Source organism: Methylobacterium sp. Gmos3, from assembly GCF_056430985.1.
Genome location: NZ_JBWJYL010000009.1, coordinates 1 through 16,975, shown reverse-complemented (window position 1 = coordinate 16,975; position 16,975 = coordinate 1). Strand labels below are relative to the sequence as shown.

General features: G+C 73.7%; 18 protein-coding genes and 1 pseudogene. 3 read left to right on the top strand and 16 right to left on the bottom strand.

What is annotated here, in order from left to right; translation table 11 throughout:
* Window positions 1-5 precede the first annotated feature (5 nt).
* The 11 genes and pseudogenes from ACS5Q7_RS19065 to ACS5Q7_RS19015 form a co-directional block, all read right to left on the bottom strand.
* On the bottom strand, window positions 6-3,887 hold the full coding sequence (locus ACS5Q7_RS19065) for a baseplate multidomain protein megatron (protein ID WP_478340851.1): 3,882 nt from the start codon (window positions 3,885-3,887) through the stop codon (window positions 6-8).
* Between the two features lie 32 nt (window positions 3,888-3,919).
* Window positions 3,920-4,366, bottom strand: a complete 447-nt coding sequence (locus tag ACS5Q7_RS19060) for an NlpC/P60 family protein (RefSeq protein WP_478340850.1) — start codon at window positions 4,364-4,366, stop codon at window positions 3,920-3,922.
* Window positions 4,363-5,238: a DUF2163 domain-containing protein gene (locus ACS5Q7_RS19055; protein WP_478340849.1), complete on the bottom strand. Its 876-nt coding sequence runs from the start codon at window positions 5,236-5,238 to the stop codon at window positions 4,363-4,365. Before ACS5Q7_RS19055 ends, ACS5Q7_RS19060 begins: the two co-directional genes overlap by 4 nt.
* The gene (locus tag ACS5Q7_RS19050) at window positions 5,235-5,870 is read right to left on the bottom strand and encodes a phage distal tail protein, Rcc01695 family (RefSeq protein ID WP_478340848.1); all 636 of its coding nucleotides are present in this window, start codon (window positions 5,868-5,870) and stop codon (window positions 5,235-5,237) included. The genes ACS5Q7_RS19055 and ACS5Q7_RS19050 overlap by 4 nt, the downstream gene beginning before the upstream one ends.
* 13 nt (window positions 5,871-5,883) lie before the next feature.
* Window positions 5,884-6,465 (bottom strand): phage tail tape measure protein, encoded by a 582-nt coding sequence (locus ACS5Q7_RS19045; protein WP_478340847.1) that lies wholly within the window; start codon window positions 6,463-6,465, stop codon window positions 5,884-5,886.
* Entirely contained in the window at window positions 6,462-6,773 is a 312-nt protein-coding gene (locus ACS5Q7_RS19040; RefSeq protein WP_478341128.1) for a phage tail assembly chaperone, read from the bottom strand. Before ACS5Q7_RS19040 ends, ACS5Q7_RS19045 begins: the two co-directional genes overlap by 4 nt.
* Before the next feature lie 156 nt (window positions 6,774-6,929).
* Window positions 6,930-7,253 (bottom strand): annotated as a pseudogene (locus tag ACS5Q7_RS19035) (gene transfer agent family protein); the annotation flags it as partial.
* A gap of 11 nt (window positions 7,254-7,264) precedes the next feature.
* Window positions 7,265-7,675: a phage major tail protein, TP901-1 family gene (locus ACS5Q7_RS19030; RefSeq protein WP_478340846.1), complete on the bottom strand. Its 411-nt coding sequence runs from the start codon at window positions 7,673-7,675 to the stop codon at window positions 7,265-7,267.
* Between the two features lie 11 nt (window positions 7,676-7,686).
* On the bottom strand, window positions 7,687-8,103 hold the full coding sequence (gene gp17 / locus ACS5Q7_RS19025) for a tail completion protein gp17 (RefSeq protein ID WP_478340845.1): 417 nt from the start codon (window positions 8,101-8,103) through the stop codon (window positions 7,687-7,689).
* Window positions 8,100-8,453 carry a head-tail adaptor protein gene (locus ACS5Q7_RS19020; RefSeq protein ID WP_478340844.1) on the bottom strand — a complete coding sequence of 118 codons (354 nt, stop codon included), beginning with the start codon at window positions 8,451-8,453 and terminating at the stop codon, window positions 8,100-8,102. The genes gp17 and ACS5Q7_RS19020 overlap by 4 nt, the downstream gene beginning before the upstream one ends.
* A gap of 198 nt (window positions 8,454-8,651) precedes the next feature.
* Window positions 8,652-9,215 (bottom strand): head-tail connector protein, encoded by a 564-nt coding sequence (locus tag ACS5Q7_RS19015; RefSeq protein WP_478340843.1) that lies wholly within the window; start codon window positions 9,213-9,215, stop codon window positions 8,652-8,654.
* A gap of 26 nt (window positions 9,216-9,241) precedes the next feature.
* Between ACS5Q7_RS19015 and ACS5Q7_RS19010 the strand changes: the two genes are divergently transcribed.
* Complete coding sequence (locus ACS5Q7_RS19010) at window positions 9,242-9,964, top strand: S1 family peptidase (RefSeq protein ID WP_478340842.1); 723 nt, start codon at window positions 9,242-9,244, stop codon at window positions 9,962-9,964.
* A gap of 130 nt (window positions 9,965-10,094) precedes the next feature.
* Entirely contained in the window at window positions 10,095-10,970 is an 876-nt protein-coding gene (locus ACS5Q7_RS19005) for a S1 family peptidase (RefSeq protein WP_478340841.1), read from the top strand.
* A gap of 27 nt (window positions 10,971-10,997) precedes the next feature.
* Here ACS5Q7_RS19005 and ACS5Q7_RS19000 read toward each other — a convergent pair whose 3' ends face one another.
* The 3 genes from ACS5Q7_RS19000 to ACS5Q7_RS18990 form a co-directional block, all read right to left on the bottom strand.
* On the bottom strand, window positions 10,998-12,284 hold the full coding sequence (locus tag ACS5Q7_RS19000; protein WP_478340840.1) for a phage major capsid protein: 1,287 nt from the start codon (window positions 12,282-12,284) through the stop codon (window positions 10,998-11,000).
* Window positions 12,281-12,772 (bottom strand): HK97 family phage prohead protease, encoded by a 492-nt coding sequence (locus ACS5Q7_RS18995; RefSeq protein ID WP_478340839.1) that lies wholly within the window; start codon window positions 12,770-12,772, stop codon window positions 12,281-12,283. Before ACS5Q7_RS18995 ends, ACS5Q7_RS19000 begins: the two co-directional genes overlap by 4 nt.
* A 139-nt stretch (window positions 12,773-12,911) precedes the next feature.
* Window positions 12,912-14,069: a phage portal protein gene (locus tag ACS5Q7_RS18990; protein WP_478340838.1), complete on the bottom strand. Its 1,158-nt coding sequence runs from the start codon at window positions 14,067-14,069 to the stop codon at window positions 12,912-12,914.
* 256 nt (window positions 14,070-14,325) lie between these two features.
* On the opposite strand from ACS5Q7_RS18990, the gene ACS5Q7_RS18985 reads away from it, so the two are divergent.
* Entirely contained in the window at window positions 14,326-14,595 is a 270-nt protein-coding gene (locus tag ACS5Q7_RS18985) for an immunoglobulin domain-containing family protein (RefSeq protein ID WP_478340837.1), read from the top strand.
* Between the two features lie 27 nt (window positions 14,596-14,622).
* On the opposite strand, the gene ACS5Q7_RS18980 is transcribed toward ACS5Q7_RS18985, so the two are convergent.
* Both ACS5Q7_RS18980 and ACS5Q7_RS18975 read right to left on the bottom strand, forming a co-directional pair.
* A complete protein-coding gene (locus ACS5Q7_RS18980) occupies window positions 14,623-15,915 on the bottom strand; it encodes a DNA-packaging protein (RefSeq protein WP_478341127.1) in 1,293 nt (430 codons plus the stop codon).
* Entirely contained in the window at window positions 15,890-16,531 is a 642-nt protein-coding gene (locus ACS5Q7_RS18975; RefSeq protein ID WP_478340836.1) for a hypothetical protein, read from the bottom strand. Before ACS5Q7_RS18975 ends, ACS5Q7_RS18980 begins: the two co-directional genes overlap by 26 nt.
* Window positions 16,532-16,975 lie beyond the last annotated feature (444 nt).

The following is a 16,975-nucleotide window of genomic DNA, read 5'->3' as shown; positions in this document are numbered from 1 at the left end:
CGGGATCAGGCGGTGCGGATGGGAATGAGGGCGCGGGTCGCGGGTCCGAGGCCGGCGGAGGCCCCGGCCTGGGCCACCGCGGCGTCGAGGGCGCGCTGCGGGCCGCCGAAATCGGCGGTCTCGGCGGCGGCTGGATAGACCAGGGCGGGGCCGGTCGCCGTGAGTGAGCGGATCGCCGCGCCGTTGGCATAGAGCGTGACCGCGTAGCTCTCGGCGGCCTCGTCCAGGGGGATGTCGGCCGGCTCCCAGGCATCGGCCGAGCGCCGCGCCCGGCGGATCCAGGTGAGGCGGACATCGCCGCCGACCCGCCGGGCCCGAAGCTGCACCGGCCGCAGGGGCCGCAAGGCCGCGAGCCCGGCCGTCGCCGAGAGCGAGGCCATGGCCGGATCGGCCGGATCGAGCCCCGCCGCGCCGATCCGGTAGCGGAAGGCGCGGCCCGCCTCGTCGAGCCGGTCCACAAGGGGGATCGCCGCGCCGTCGTCGAGGCGCACGATGAGGCTTCCCGTCGGCGCGCCCCTGCCCGCCGCCGCCTCGCTGCCCGCGAGGCCGCGCAGCAGGCTCGTCAGCCGGAACGTGTCGGCGCCGGTCGCCTCGGCCCCGGCGGCGGACAGGATCTCCACCGTCCCGTCCGGCGCCACGACGGCGAAGAGGTTGCCGCCCGCCAGCATCGCGGGCAGCGGCACCGACGCGAGCGCCCCCGCCCGCCGCAGCATCACCGGCAGGCGCGTGCTCCGGTCGAGGCGCCAGAGCGGCCCCGGCGGCAGGGGCGCGAGGAGGCGCCCGAGGCAGGCGGGGAAATCGACACTGCCCTGGACGGCGAAGGCGCCCTCGCCCTCCGCGCGCCAGACGACCATCGAACCCGGCCAGGGCTCGGCGGCGACGGCGAGGTATTGCAGAGCGGTCGGGCTCCCCCGATCGACCGGCAGGTCCAACGCGACGGCGAACGGTGCCCCCGGCGCGGGGGACGCCACCGGCAGGGATGCCGCGCGGCGTCGCGCCAGGGCGCGGGACGGGCCGGCGCGGGGCGGCACCCGGCTCGCCTCGATCCGCCGCCCGGCCGGGCTGTCGTCGATGCGCTCGACGCGCATGATCGTCCCGTCCCCCGGCAGGGCGAGGACATCGCCGGGCTCCACCTCCTGCCGCCTCGGGCTCAGCGTCAGAACCGCGCTGTCGCGGGCGGCGATCAGCCGGTCGAGCCACTCCTCCGCGAGGGAATCGCCCAGCTCCCGCCGGGTGACGAGGGCGGTGTCGAGCTTTGTCTGGCCGCGTCGGCCGCCGACGGGCCGGCTCGCGGCGGCGTCGGCCCGGCGGTAATCGAGGCTCTCCGCGTCGGTGATCGCGATGCCGACGCTGAGGGGAAGCGTGCTCTCCTCGGCGCGGACGCGGCGCAGGATCGTCGCCTCCTCCGAGGTCCGGACGAGATCGGCCTCCGCGAGGGCGAGGGGTCCGTCCCGCCGGGGGCCACGCAGGCGCAGGGTGCCGCCTGTGGCGCTGACGTCGAGGCCGTAGACCTGCGCCAGGGGTTCGAGGGCGCCGCGCGCGGTGAGCGGCCGGTCGATGGCGTAGCCGTCGCAGAAGGCGGAGGCCTCCACCGTGACGGGCGCGTCGAACCCGAACTCGGCGAGGATGCGCGCGATCAGGAGGTCGAGGTCGCAGCCCTCGATCCGGCCGGTGATCCAGTGGCCGAGGCCCCATTGCGGCGCGTCCGCCCAGGTCGCGGTCATGTCGGAGAAGACCGGGAAGGGGCGCGCGTCCCAGCACCAGACGAACACGCGGGCCGGATCGACCATCCGCCCGCCATAGACCGGCGAGATCGGGTTGTCCGAGGCCGAGAAGCCCGGCGCGGCGGGGTCGAACCGTGTGAGCACCGCCTCCAGGCCGCGGAGCTGGATCAGGTCGTCGCGCACGCCGCGCGAGAAGGGCGGGACGGCGTTCTCGATGGATTTCGGATCGGGGAAGACGTTGGGGCCGTTCGTGCCCTTGTCGACCGCCGGCACGCCCACCTCCGTGAGCCAGATCGGCTTGCCCCCCGGCACCCAGGCGGTAGCGCGGGTCTCGACGCCGTTGTCGCGCTCGACATGGCGGTTCGACCACCAGCCGACGAGATCCTTCGGCCGGTAGATCCACGGCTTGCCGGAGGCGCCGTCGGTGATCGGGCGGCGGTCCTGCGCGGCGCGGGCCGTCGCGTCCGGGTAGTACCAGTCGAACGCCTCGCCCGAGGCGCCGGCCGCCTTGAGATAGGCGCGGTCGTGGATATCGCCCGCCAGCGCGAGGTCGGCATGACCCGGCCCGTCGCGCCAGTCGGTGAAGGGCGGATACCAGTCGATGCCGACCGCCGCGATGTTGGCATCCGCGAACAGGTCGTCGAGGGGGAAGCGGATCGTCGCCCCGCCGTCGCGGACATGGGCGCCGTATTCCGTCCAGTCGGCGGCGTAGACGAGGGGCACGCCGGCCCCGAGCCGGCGCCGCACCTCGGCGGCGAGGTCGCGCAGGGCGGCGACGCCCGGGTAGCCGGAGGCGCCCCGCACCCGCGTCAGCCCGAGGAGTTCGCTGCCGATCAGGAAGCCCGCGATCCGCGCGCCCGCGCCGATCCACCCGGCGGCGAGGTCGGCGTAGTGCAGGACGAGGGTGCGGTAGCCGTTGGCGAAGAAGGCCGCGACCTGCGCCTCGGCGGCCTTCGTGCCATCCGGACTTCCACTCACACCGGGGGCGGGATCGCAGGTGATGCGCCCGCGCCAGGGATAGGGCGGCTGGCGGGCATCGGGGTTGCGCGGATCCGGCAGGGTGTTGCCGGGCGGCACGTCCATCATCACGAAGGGGTAGAGCACCACGTCGAGCCCTCGCGCGGAGAGTTCCGCGACGAGCCGCCCGAGCCCGGCATCGGACGGCGTTCCGCCATAGGCGGGGGTGGTGCCGTCCGGCAGACGCGAGACGGTGCCCACCGCCTCGCGCGACAGGCCGGCGACGCTCCACACGTCGCCCGTCGTCGTCTTGGGCGCGGTCTCGACCTTCGGTGCGATGCGGCAGCGGCCGGCGCGCAGGTCGTCCCCGAACCACGCCACCACGACCGCGACCCGGCGCAGGTTGGGGCAGAGCGCCTGGAGCGCGTCGAGGGAGGCGAGCACGTCGCTGGCATGTGTCTGCTGATGGCGGTTGGCGGCCTGCGTGCGCCCGCAGCCGAGATCGACGGTGACGGCGGCGGGATCGAGGACGAATTCCCCCGCGCCGGGGATGAGATCGACGGCGCGGATCAACGGGCACAGGCCGTTGACCGGCCGCACCACCTCGAAGGTAAATTGCGGGACGCGGTTGCCGTAATCGGCGAGCGGCAGGGCCTCGAACACCACGTAGGCGAGGCCGCGATAGGCGGGCGCGTTCTCCGCGCCCTCCTTGGCGACGATCAGCGGATCGGGCGCCTGATCCGCCGCGCCGGTGTGGACGCGCAGCGTGAGGCGCGTGCGGTCGATCTCGGTCCCGTCCGCCCAGATCCGGCGGACATAGGCGATCTCACCCTCGCACAGCCCCACCGCGACGTTGGCGTAATAGGCGTACGTGGTGCGCACCGTGCGCGGCCCGCTCGACCCCTTCGATGGCGAGGCCGCGCGCTCCACCGTTGTGTTGGGGACCTCCAGGGGCCGCGTCGCCCAGATCAGGCACCCGCCGATCCGCGCGCGGCCGTAGACGCGCGGGATCGGGTCGCCCTCGGTGGAGGTCAGCCCCGCGACGTCGGACAGGCGTGGCCCCTCGACGAAACGCGTCTTGCGGCCGGAGCCCGACAACGCGCCGCCGAGCGCCGACCCGGCCGCCTGCCCGATCGCCCCGCCGATGGGGCCACCGATGGCCGAACCGATGGCATTGCCGATGGTGGAGAGGACCAGGGTCGCCATGCACGGCTCCGAAGCGGGTCAGCGCGGATGTTTCAGGGGCGCGGCGGAAAGCGGAACGCCCCCGCGAGATGCCGCCGCCACCAGGGGGTGAGGGCGACTTCCGTCACCTCCGCCCGGTCATGGGCGTGGATCATCGCGCCCGGCCCGGTGGCGATGGCGCAGTGGCGCGCGGGCAGATGCGCGCGGAAGGCGAAGAGCAGCACGTCGCCGGGTGCGGGCCGGTAGGCTGGCAGCGGCTCCTCGACGGGGAGGAGATGGCGGGCAGCGGCCTCGCGGAACGGGTCGGTGCCGGCGGGCGCCGATTCCGCCCAGGTGGCGCAATAGGTCGGCGGGCGCTCCGGCTCGTCGCCGTAGAGCCCCCGCCAGACCCCGCGCAGCAGGCCGAGGCAATCGCAGCCGACGCCGCGCAGGCAGGCCTGATGACGATAGGGCGTGCCGAGCCAGAGGCGCGCCTGCGCCACGGCCTCCTCGCCGATCATCGGAAATAACTCCCGCCGTCGAGGACGGGCTCGGAGCCCGGCACGCCGTGCAGCAGCGTGTCGTTGCCGGGCATGTGCGGGAAGCCCTGGAAGTTCGCCGCGTTGGCGAAGCGGTCGCGGCAGGTGGCGAGGCGCTTGTCGCAGCCAGCGGTGAGCGTGAACGTGTCCCCCGGGGCCACCTGGCGTGGGGGCGTCTCCCACAATTCCACGAGGTCCCCGGCCTGCAGGCGCAGGTCGGCGGAGAGCCCGGCATTGGCGCCCCCGGTCCAGGCGAGGCGCCCGCCCGTGAACAGCCCGTCCGCGAAGCTTCCATCCAGAGCCACGCGCAGGGTCGCGGGCTCCGGCAGCGCGAGGACGCGGCCCGCGCCCCGCCACGCCGCGAGATCCACCCGGCAGCGCCGATCTCCCAGATCGGCGCCGCAGGTCGCGCGGTAGCTGCGCCCGATCTCGGCCTCGAGGCGGGCGGCGACCCCGCGCAGCTCGGCCACGAAGGCATCGTCCTCGCGGCGGATTTCGCCGATCGTGCCGATGTCGAGGAGGAGGCGCATCTCGGGATCGGCCCAGTTCACGAGCCAGGTCTCGACGCTCGCCCCATCGTAGAGGCCGCCCGCGATGTCGGCCTCGGTGAGCCCGAGCGAAGACAGCGCCCCCGCCACGTCGCCGCCGGAGACGGAAAAGCCCGCCTCCGCGCTGGCCTCGGCCGCCTCCAGCCCGGTGCGGGCGGCGTGGACGAGGCCGGCGAAGGTCAGGTCGCGATCATGGTCGGTGAAGCCGAGGGCGACGCCGTCGCGGCGGCGGAGCGACCAGCAGCGGCACAGGGTGGTGACGCCGCCTGCGCAATGGGCGGCGAAGGCGGGGGGCAGGTCCCTCATGGCACGATCTCCACAAGCGGCACTTTCGGGATCTCCCCCGCCGTGAAGGCGGCGAGGTCGATGGTGAGGTCGTCGGTGTCGAAGCGGACGGGCACGTCGAAGGCGAAGCCCGCCGTCACGGGGGCGTTCGCGGCGGGGGCGCGGGCGAGAGTCACGAGGCCCGTCGCCGGGTCGCAGGCGAAGGCGGCGGGCGCCAGTTCGGTGCCCGCCACCGCCACCCGCACGCTGCCCGCCACCGGCTTCGCGATGGCCCTTCGGTAGGGCGCGAAGCCGCCGCCATAGGTCTTGGCGAGGGGGAAGGCGGTGGTCGCGCCGTCGCCCCGCCCGATCACCTGGTCGAACGGCCCCGGCGCCTGCCCCGGCGGGCCTGAGCGGAAATCGACCCTGTCGCGGTAGCGGAAGCCGTAGAGGCGCCCGCGCCTTTCCTCGAAGAAGGCGATCACCACGTGGAGCGCGTCGAGGCTGCGGATGCCGAACCCGGCATCGTAGCGGCGGCGGGAATCGGCCCAGCGGCCGTTGCGGTGCTCCCGCCCCGAGGCCAGCGTGACGATCTCGGTCAGCCGCTGCGGGCCGCCGCTGCCGCGCAGGGCGACGTCGAGGGGGAACAGCACCTCGTGGAAGTCCTCGGCCATGGCGCTCTCCGGGTCAGAGGGCGCGCTGGCCACGGGCGACCGCCCGCGCCAGGGTCGCGGCGACCTGCGCCTCGGAGCGGCGGAAGGCGGCGGGGTCCGGCGTCGCGATGGTGACGTTCACCGAGACCGGCCGGGCGGCGGCCCCCGCCGCGACGCCGAGCTTTCCGTCCGATCCGCGACGGAGCGGCATGATCGCCTCCGGCCCCGCCTCGCCCATCAGCCCGGCGCCGCCCGTCATTGGGAAGTAGGTCGGTGCCGCCACGACCCCGCCGGAGGCGAAGGGCGTGACCCGCCCGCCCCGGAAGGCGTCGCCCTTGGCGAAGGTCGGGCTGGAGTCTTCCGCATCCGGCCCGTCCGAGGACTCGAACAGGCTCTTGAAGCCGTTCCGCAGGGGCGTGACGGCGGCCTTGGCGGCCAGCGTCGCGAGGCGGGCGCCCAGCGTGCTCAGCACCCCGTCGAGCCCGCGCCCGGAGGTGGCGCTGCGCGAGAGCGCGCCGTTCAGGCTGCGGCCGAAGCTCTGGGAGAGCCGGTCGAGATTCGCGAGTTGCGCGGCCCGCGCATTGTTCTGCCGGTCGGTCTCGGTCTCGGCGCTCATGGGGCGCTCCTGCTGGTGGGGGGATCGGGATAGGCCGCGAGCATCCGCTCGAACTCGGCCCGGCCGAGCGCCTCGGGGACGCCCGACCGTCCGAGGGCGGCGGCGAGTTCACGGGGCGTCGCCGCCCAGAAATCGGCCGGGCGCCAGCCGAGCGGGCCGAGGGCGAGCGAGAGCGCGTCATCCCAGGGGAAGGGCCGTGGAGGGGTGGGGGATCGTTGCGAAACACGCTCCCCGGTCCCGATCCTACCCTCGTCCTCATCCTGAGTGTCTGACCGAGAAGTCTGTGGTTCTTTCACACTCGACCTCATCCTGAGGTGCCGGAGCGGAGCGGAGGCCTCGAAGGAGGCCTCCATGGGTCGCGGCGCCGTCTGGAGCCCTCCTTCGAGGCCGCTCCGCGGCACCTCAGGATGAGGTCCTGAGCGGGATAAAGCTGCCTTTCCGGCCTGTCCCTCAGGATGCGGACGAGGATTTTCCGATGGCCCCGCGCCGAAGGCCGCCTCCAGCACGGCGGCGAGGGCTTCGACCAGCGCGTCCATGTCGCCGGCCAGTGGCAAGGCGCTCACGTCCTCGTCGGTGAGGGCGTGGCCGCCGCCGCGCAGGGCGGCGCCGAGGAGGGCGATCAGGTCGACGGTGCGGGGGCGGCCGGCGGCGAGGCGCTGGCTGAGCCCGGCGAGGTCGCCGGCGCGCAGGGCGTCCTCCAAGTCGGCCAGCGCCCCGAGGGTGAGGCAGAGGGTGTAGCGGCGCCCGCCCAGGGCGAGGGGCACCTCGCCGCGCCTGCGATTGGCCATGGCGTCCTCCCTCAGGCCGCCGTGAAGGCGATGGCGCCGGCCGATTCCAGGCTCATGTCGAAGGTGACTTCGCCGGAATGCTCGCCGCGATATTCGAGGCTCGCGATCTGGAACGGCCCCTCCATCGTCCCGAAGGCGGGGATCACGATCTGGAAGGCCGCGATCTGGCCATCGAAGAACATCTGCCGCAGGCGGATGTCCGACGCTTGGTCCCGGAACACGCCGGAACCGGAGACCGAGGCGCGGCGCACGCCGGCCCCGGCGAGCAATTCCCGCCAGCGGCCGGCGGAATCGGCGTTGGTCACATCGACCGCCTCGGCATTGAGGGTGAACTGGCGCGCCCGCAGGCCCGCCACCGCGACGTACCCCCCGGCCCCGTCGCTCGCCCGGATCAACAGGTCCTTGCCCGCCTGCGCGCCCATCTCATCCTCCTTCAAAGTGCTTCGGTGACGGCCTCGACCGTCAGGGTCGCGCGGGCCTCGCCCGTGCGCTCCTCGCGGCTCGCCTTCAGGGCGCTCACCCGCAGGGTGACGAGGCGGCAGCCCTGGAGCGGCATGTCCGGTTGGGTCAGGAGCGCCGCCATCCGCGCGGCGGCATCCAGCGCGGTGCGCACGGAGCCGGGCTTGGCGATCACCGCGACCTCGTGGCGGTGGGTATGCCGCGCGGCGCCGTCGACGGCATCGTCGCGGATCTCGGCCGCGCCGAACAGCGCATAGACCGGCGTGGCTCCGCGCGGCGGCTCGTCGTAGAGGCGGACGCTTCCGCCGAGCAGCGCCACAAGGGCGGCGTCGGCGGCGAAGCGCGTGAGGAGGCCGGCGCGGAAGGCCAGCAGCGGGCTCGGGTCGCTCATGGGGTGGCCTCCGGCACCAGTTCCTCGACGTCGCAGACGCAATCGCGGCCGCGCGCGTCCGGGTCGGAGACGGCGCGGATGGCGAAGCGACGCGTGCCCGCGCTGAGGCGCATGGCCGGGGTCAGGTCGGTGCGGGCGCGCAGGGTGACGCGGTGGGTGACGAGCCTGTCGGCCCGGCCGCCGCCGAGGCGTTCCACGGCGCCGATTGTCGCGATTGCGCCCCAGAGGGTGGGGCCGGCCACGTAGCGGCGCAGCACGCCGCCGAACCCGTCCGGCTGCTCCACCGGCTCTTCGAGCACGAAGCGGCGGCGCCGCGCGCCGAGCGACGGGCGGCGGTCGGGGGATGCCATGGCGGGCTCCGGGTGTCGGGTGGCGGTGTCGGCGGGACGCGAGAGGCGGAGCCGGAGCGGCGGTGAGGGGGCCACCGGAGGAGTCCCGTCCGGCGCGCCCCCTCACCCTCGGCTGCCGCCTCGCCGCGCCGACGACGGGGTCGTCGCGGCCCTCTCCCCGCAGGCGGGGAGAGGGGGGTGAACCGTGTCGGTCAGGCTCTACAGCCGCAGGCGGCGCGCGGGCGCGGCGAGGCGGCGTGCGTCGGCGGGGATGTCGTCCACCTCGTCGCCCCGGTGCTCGTAGCGGGCGGCGGCGAGGCGAAGGATCGCGAGCCGAAGGTCATCCGGCAGCGGCGGGCCGTCGCCGCCGTAGCCGGCGCTCACCTCGATCACGAGGGTCGCCGTGCCGAGGTCGGGCAGCGTGCCGGAGAAGCACAGGGCCGGCGCCTCCACCGGGTCCGGCCCGAGGCTGACGAGGCCTGCGGGAAGGTCGGTGACGCTTCCGTCCGGCGCCGAGAGCCCTGCCCGCACCAGCCCGACGAGGGGGCTCAGCGGCACGGGCAGCCAGCCCTCCGGCGGCCAGCCCGGCAGGGCGATGCGGAAGCGGCCCGGCACCAGGATCCGGCGCGCCTCTCTCTCCAGACTCGCCCGCGCACCGGCGATGAGTTGCGCCAGGAGCGCATCCTCCACGCCGCCGTCGTCGGGGTCGAGGCGCAGGTACAGGCGCAGGTCGGTGACGCTCACCGGCTCGACGGGGGGCGTCGCGGCGCGTATCGGGGTCATCGCGCGGGTCTCCTTCAGGACGTTCGATGCCATTGCCCAGAGCCGTGCTCGCCCTCTGCCTGATGCTGCCGGCTTGGCCCGCTGCGGCCATCGTGGGCGGGGCCGACGCCCCCGCAGGGAGCGCCGTGATGGTGCTGAACGCGGCGGGCGGCGTGTGCACGGGCGTCGTGCTCGCCCCCGACGCCGTGCTGACCGCCGGCCATTGCGTCGCCGGCCCGCACGCCCTGCGGGTGCATTACCGGGGCCCAGACGGGGCGCCGGTCCTCGTCGAGGTCGCGGCCCGGGCGGTGCATCCGGGCTACGATCCGGGCGCCGTGGCCAAGCGCCGCCGCTCCATCGACCTCGCGCTAGTGCGCACCGCCGAGCCCCTGCCGCCGCGCTTCGCCCCGGCGACCCTCGGCCTGCAAGAGGCGCGGGCGGGCGAGAGCCTGACGATTTCGGGGTACGGCGCCTCGCGGCCGGGTGACCCGCGCTCCACCGGCACCTATCGCAGCGTCGTTGTCCCCGTGGTGGAGCCCTACGGCCCGAGCGGGATCCTCGTCTGGCTCCAAGGCAACAAGGGCGCCGGCGGCTGCCAGGGCGATTCCGGCGGCCCGGTGACGGCGGCGGACGGGTCGGTGCTGGCGGTGTCAGCCTGGATCGGCGGAGCCTGCGGCGGGCTGACCCAGGCGATGCGCCTCGGCCCGCAGCGCGACTGGATCGACCGCACCCTCGGCGGATGGAACGTCCAGGCCCGTTGGACACCCTAGAATTCTCTTGGACGACCCTGCCCGGCGGGACGTCTTGCGGAACCGCAGCTTGGCCGGCCGGTTTGTCTGAACTACCGTTGTCTGGGCACGGTTCGCATCGCGTCGCGCTGGCCTTTCCCCGGAGTCCCCGATGCCCGCCCGTTTGCCCCGCACGACCGGCCAGATCCTCGCCGGGCTCGCGGCCTTCGCCGGCCTGACCCTCGGGTCGGTGCCCCCGGCGCGGGCGGTGATCCAGGGCGAGGTGGCCCGCGATCCGAACGGCACCCGCACCTTCGTCGTGCGCGTGGAGAGCACGGATGGCGAGATCTGCTCCGGCACGCTGATTGCGCCGGATCTCGTCCTCACCGCCGCCCATTGCGTGATGCGCCCGGCGGGCTACCGCGTGGTGAGCGTGGACCGCGCCTTCCGGCAGCACCGCGTCGACGTCATCGCCGCGACGATGCACCCCGAATTCGTCCCCGGCACCACGCCGGAGGACCAGCCGGGCGTCGATCTCGCCATGCTGAAGCTCGCCCAGCCCCTCGGGGCCGACTACATGCCCCTCGATCCGCGCAGCGCGGGCTCCATCGGCACGGGCGAGACCGTCGAGATCGCCGGCTACGGCGTGGTCGCCGAGAACCGGCGCGGCAGCGCGCGGGTGTTGCGGCAGGCCCCGCTCGTGTCGATCGGCTCCCTGCAGGTCGCCAACCGCGTCACCGTGGTGACGGACCGCCGACGCCTCGCGGAGACGGCGGGCGCGGGCGCCTGCCTCGGCGATTCCGGCGGGCCGATCCTGACCGGCGGCCCCGGCGGCTACCGCATCGCGGGCGTGGTGAGCTGGTCGAGCGGCGCCATCCAGCAGGGCGCGCGCCGCACTGCCTGCGGCGGCTTCACCGCCGTGACGCCCGTAGCCGAGCATACCGGCTGGATCGCCTCGCGGGCGGCCGAACTGGAGCAGGTCCAGCCGGGCGAGGCGATGCCCCGCCGCCACCGCTCCGACTGGATGGCCCGTCCCGGCCGGCGCTGAGGCGCACCGGCCGGAACGGGCTTGCGATCAGGCGAACTTCAGGAGCTTGATCGCGTCGAAGTCCTGCACGCCGCCGCCGACGCGCTTCGTGGTGTAGAACAGCACGTAGGGCTTGGCGGAATACGGGTCGCGCAGCACCCGCAGGCCCGTGCGGTCGACCACGAGGTAGCCCCGGCGGAAATCGCCGAAGGCGACGGACAGGCTGCCCGCCGCGATGTCGGGCATGGCCTCGGCTTCGGTCACGGGGAAGCCCATCAGCGTCGCGGAGCGGTCGGCGGCGAGCGCCGGCTGCCAGAGGTAGTTGCCGTCCGCGTCCTTGAACTTGCGGATGGCGCTTTGCGTCCTCCGGTTCATCACGAAGCGGGCGTTCTGGCGATAGGCGGCCCGCAGGGCGTAGACGAGATCGAACAGCACGTCGGACGGGCTCGCCGCCGCGAAGGCGCCGGCATTGCCCGTGCCGACGAAGCCGAGCTTGCCCGGCGCCCAGGCGGCATTGGCCACCGTGTCGGAGGCGAGGAAGCCCTTCGGCCGCCCGACGCCGTTGCCGGTGACGAAGGCAATGCCCTCCTGCTCGGCGAAGGCGGTCTCGACCTCCCCCGCCAGCCATTCCTCGACGTTGACCACGGAATCGTCGAGGAGCGTCTGGGTCGCGGCGGGCATCGCGTAGAGTTCCGCCGCCGGGAAGGCGAGCTGCGCGAGGCTCGGCGCGTCGGTGCCGGGGCGGGCCGCCGTCTCGGCCACCCAGCCGGTGACGGGAGCGCCGGTCGAGACCGCCCGCTTGTACTGCCCGCCGGAGATCTGCTGCACGCTGGCGATGGCGCGGATCGGCGACAGCACGGCGAGCCGTTGCAGCACCGTCCGTTCCAGGTTGTCCGGCACGAGGTAGCCGCCATCCGGCCCGGAGCCCGCCGACATCGCCTTGGATTCGAGCCGCTTCAGGCCCCCGCTCTCGCCGGCCCGGACATAGAGGTCGAAGGCCGCCTTGTGCTCCTGCGCGGCGCCGTTGTCGCGGGTCAGCGGGTCGGCGAGCGCCGGGCGGGCGCGTTCCAGGCCCATCCGGTCGAGGCGGGTGCGGGCGGCGTCGATGGCGGCGTCGAGGCGGGCGAGCTTCTCCTCCGTCACCACGTCCGCGCCGAAGCGGGTCTCGATCTGGCGCAGGCGCTCGTCGTTGGTCTCCTTGAAGGCCGCGAAGGCGGCGGCGACGTCATCGACGGCCGAGCGGACGGGGGCGGGCTCGGCGGCCTTGTTTTCCAGCGGGGGCAAAACGGCTTTGGTTTCGAGGGCCTTGGTTTCGAGGGCGGCATGGAACGTCATCGGCAAACCTCGGTGCGGGGGGTGGGAAGGGGTCGCGCGGGGGCGATGAGCCGGGCGAGGCCGCGCAGGGCCTCGGGGCTGGGGCTCGGGCTCGCCCGCGCCCCCGGCTGCAGGGGAAAGGTCACGACGGAGATCTCCCAGAGGTCGATCCCCTGCAGGCGGCGGGACCCGTCGGCGCCGGGGCGGGCGCTGAGGGTGCGGAAACCGATGGAGAGGCCGTCGAGCGACCCCTCGCGCATCAGCGCCGCGATCTCGCGGGCGCGCTGGACGGCGAGGTTGAGCCGGCCCTCCGCGTAGAGGCCGCGCGCATCCTCGCGCAGCGCGATCCAGCGGCCGATGGGCTCGGCGGGATCGTGCTGGAACAGCATCCGCACGCCCGCCGCCCCGCGCCGGGCCAGGGTGCCGGCGAAGGCGCCGGGCATGACCACGTCGCGGCCGAGATCGGGCACGCCGAACAGGCTGGCATAGCCGGTGATGAGGCCATCCATGGGATTGTCCTGCTTGAGGAGACGACGGGAGCCTTCGAACCCACCCGTCTTTGCGAGCGCAGCGAAGCAATCCAGGGATGCGCCACCACTTGAGGCGTCCCGCTGCCCTGGGTCGCTTCGCTACGCTCGCGATGACGGCTCAGAGGGAGGGGGCCTCGGGCGGGTAGCCCACCGCCTCGCGCTTCTCGGCCTGGGTGAGGAAATCGGCGGCCTGGACGCGCCGCCACAGGGATTCCCGCTCCGAGGCCAGGGCCTCGATCCGGTCGAGGTCCGGTTCCAGTTCCACCGCGCCGAAGGCCGGTTCGAGCCAGTGGGCGATGGTCTGCGCCGTGCGCCGCGCGAGGGGGATCAGGGTCTGCCGGTAGAGGGCGCGGTTGGCCTCGGCGTAGTTGGCGTGGGTGCTGTCCCCCGGCAGGCCGAGGAGCAGGGGCGGCACCCCGAAGGCCAGGGCGATCTCCCGCGCCGCCGCGTTCTTGGCCTCCACGAAATCCATGTCGCGGGGGGAGAGCGCCAGCGGCTTCCAGTCGAGCCCGCCCTCCAGAAGGAGCGGGCGCCCGGCATTGCCGGCCCCCTGGTAATTTGCCTCCAGCTCGTCCTTCAGCCGGTCGAACTGCGTCTCGGACAGGGAGGCACCCGCGAAGACGAGGGCGCCGGAGGGCCGGGCGGCGTTGTCGAGGAGCGCCTTGTTCCAGGCCGCCGCCGCGTTGTGGATGTCGAGCGCCGCCGCCGCCGCCGCGACGGGCGGCAGGCCGCCATGGTCGTCGCCGGGATGGAACAGGCTGAGCGCCAGGATCGGCGGCACGACCCCGTCCATCAGGTCGAAGCGGCGGCTGCGCCCGCCCACCGTGTAGATGTAGGCGCTCGGCCAGCCGTCCGGCCCGGTCACCACCCGCATCCGCTCCGGCCGCAGGACCTGCAGCCCGACCACGCGGCCATCGACGCTCACCGCCTCGAGATAGGCCGAGCCGGCGAGCATCAGGTCGGCATAGATCGTCTCCAGCAGCTGCACGCCGCTCTCGCGCAGGTTCGGCCGGGCGAGGAGCGCCATCAGCCCCCGCCCGTCGCCGGAGACCGCGCCCAGGGGCAGGCTCGCGGCCGATTCCGCCACGAGCCGCACCGCCCGGTAGACGACCGGGTTGCGCTGGTAGCCCGCGAGCGCGAGGGAGGCCGGATCGCGCGGAGTCCAGGTCGGCCGGCTATCGGCGTAGAGGGCGAAGCCCGGCGGGGCTGCCTTGGTGGCGAGGGCCGGGCGCGCGCGTCCGGCCGCCCGGACGAGCCGGTCGAGAAGCTTGGGCATGGTGTGCCTCGTGCGGGGGGAAGGCGACGCGCCGGGCGATAAAACTTAGGCGCGAAACAATGACGCATTGCCCGGCCTGCGTGATGCTTTCGCCACAGCGAGCCGCAGCATGATGCTGTATTCGGAATACGGTTCGTTCCAGAGACCACGGACCCACTGACGGCGCGCCCTTGACGGGGCGCGCCGTTTTTCTGCGAACCTCTTCACGCCGGGGGACGTTGGACAGCGACACATCTTGCACAGAGAGTTCGCTTACATGCTCGTCCGTACCCTCATCGCTTCCACGACCATCGCGCTCGGCCTGACCGGCGCCGCCCTGGCGCAGTCCGCCACGACCGCGCCTGCGGCGCCGCAATCCTCGGCCCCGGTGGTCGCCCCGCAATCGGGCTCGACCGGCTCGCCGAGCGCCACCACCATCTCGCCGAACGGCAACCCCGCCGACACGATCACCACCAACTCGTCGGCCGGCGGCAATGCGGGCCAGCCGTCGCGCGCCGTGCCCCAGGGCGGCAGCAACACCAAGTAAGCGCGACCCGGCGCCTGGCGGATCCCGTCACAGGCGCCGGATCCTCGGCTCGGCGCGGGCGCCGAGCATGAGGTCGGTGAGCGCCCAGACGAGGGCGTCGAGCCTGTCCGGGGAGGCCCCGTTCGACAGGCCTTCCGGCCCGAAATCGCACATCTCGTCTTCCAGCGCCGGCAGCGGGCCGACATGGTGGACGAGGCCACGGGCGTAGAGCAGCGAGACCGGCTCCGCCCGCAGATACTTGCCCCGTCTGGCCCGCACCGGCACGACCGGCACGGCGGGGTCGCATTGGGCGAGGACCGCGCTCGCCATCTCGCCCCCCTGGTTCACCTCCACCACGAGGGCATCGGCCTCGAGCCGGTGGTAGAGCGCCAGCGCCGCCGCCGCCCAGGCCTCGGGCGTGGCACGGCCCAGGCTCGCATCGGCCAGGACATAGGCCCGCTCCCCCTGCCGCCCGGCGGCGACGATCCCGCAGGCATCCGAGCGCGCCCCCGAACTCGCCGGCGGATCCACCGCCACGACGATCCGCGACAGCTCCGGCGCCGCCGCGACGCGGGCCGCCTCGATCCGCTCCCGCGTCCACAGGGCGTCCGGCCGGTCGGCGATGAGTTCGCCGTCGAGCTCCTGACGCCCGAGCCGGGTGCCGGCGTAGCGCCCGACCACCGCCGACAGGAAATCCGGCGCGAGATTCTCCGCGTTGTCGTGGGTCCGAGCCCGGGTGACGATCGTGCGCGGGTCGGCCAGCAGCCGCCGGATCAGCGGCACCGGCCGGGGCGTCGTGGTCACGAGGCTGCGCGGTCGCGCCCCGAGGCGCAGCCCGAATTGCAGCATGTCGAAGGCGGCCTCCGCCTCCCGCCACTTGGCGATCTCGTCGCACCAGGCCGCGCCGAATTGCGGGCCGCGCAGGGAATCCGCCTCCTCCGCCGAGAAGGCCTGCGCCACCGCCCCGTTGCCCCAGACCAGCCTGCGGCGGCTCGGGAACCAGACCGGCCGCGCCCGTCTCCTGCGGGGCAGGTTGAGCAGGCCCGATTCCCCCTCGATCATCACGTCGCGCACGTCGTGCAGGGTTTCGCCGACCAGGGCGATCCGCCCCACGGCCTCGGCGGTGAAGGCCGGATCGCCGCGCGCCAGGGCATCGACCCATTCGGCCCCCGCCCGCGTCTTGCCGCAGCCGCGCCCGCCGATCACCGCCCAGGTGGTCCAATCGTCCTCCGGCGGCAGCTGGTCCGCCCGCGCCCGGTAGAGCCAATCCGCATCGAGTCCGGCCAGCAGGTCCGGCGGCAGGTCCGCCAGGAAATCAGGGAGCCTCCCCGCCCGCGACAAACCGATCAATGCGGCGCGCGATCTCCTCGCGGAGGGCGGCCGGGTCGCCGGGACAGGATGGGTCGTCGGAACGGGCCGGCTCGTCATGGACCGCACCCTCCCCTTCCCCATCGGCATCGAGATCGTCCAGCAGCCGCTTGAGGCCGCCGAGGTCGCGCAGGACCTTGGCCGAGTCGAGCCCCGGCCGCTCCGGCGCCGAGAGCGCAGCGTCGAGCACGGCGATCTGCCGGCCGATATGCGCCCGCAGCCGCGCCCGCAGGTGCGGCGGGTCGGCCACGTCGCCGTCCGCTTCGCGCCAGGGCGCCTTGCCGAAGGCGGCGAGCAGCATGTCCGCCGCGTCCCGCGCATAGCCCGCCGCCTCCGCGACGTCGCCGGGGTCGATCTCCGGCACCGCGAGGAGCCGGGACATCGCCCCCCGGCGCGACGGAAGCCATTCCTTGAGAGTGCGCGGATGGGGCTTCGGCGGACGCGCGCCGCAGCGCACGTTCCACCCCGCGACCGTCGCGGCGGGCACGCCGAGCCGGCGCGCGATGGCCCCGACGGTAAGGCTTTTGTCTTGAAGGAGACGCTGCTCCTCGGCGCGCAATGCGGCCGGGTGGCCGGCTTTGTTAGGCATCGGCCGCCCCCACACTTCTTGAGCGTGCGTACCTTCTACCGAACCAGCGTCCCGCTGTCAACGATAAAAATCCCAACTATATACCTGACAAAGCAGGTTCGTGATTGACGTTTTGCGCCAAAGGCGTAGCCTGCACAGCACTTTAGCGTGGATTTTTCCGTTGTGCCGAACGAGGAATTAGAGCCTATTCGTCAGATTGAGGTGACGGATCAGATGGTTGAGGCGGGTCTTGAGGTTTTGCTCGCTTCCGGCCGCCTGTGGAATGATCGTCTCGTCGCAGGAGACGATCTTCTAGTGCAGTCAGTCTATGTAGCGATGTCGCTAGAGCGGAGCTCGTCCGATCGGAAGCTGTGCTGGGCGGCTAGGGGTTGATGGGGCAAGGAGGAGCCCATGCCGACAACCTTATCCGTCGATCTTCGCCAGCGCGTGGCATCCGCTGTCTCA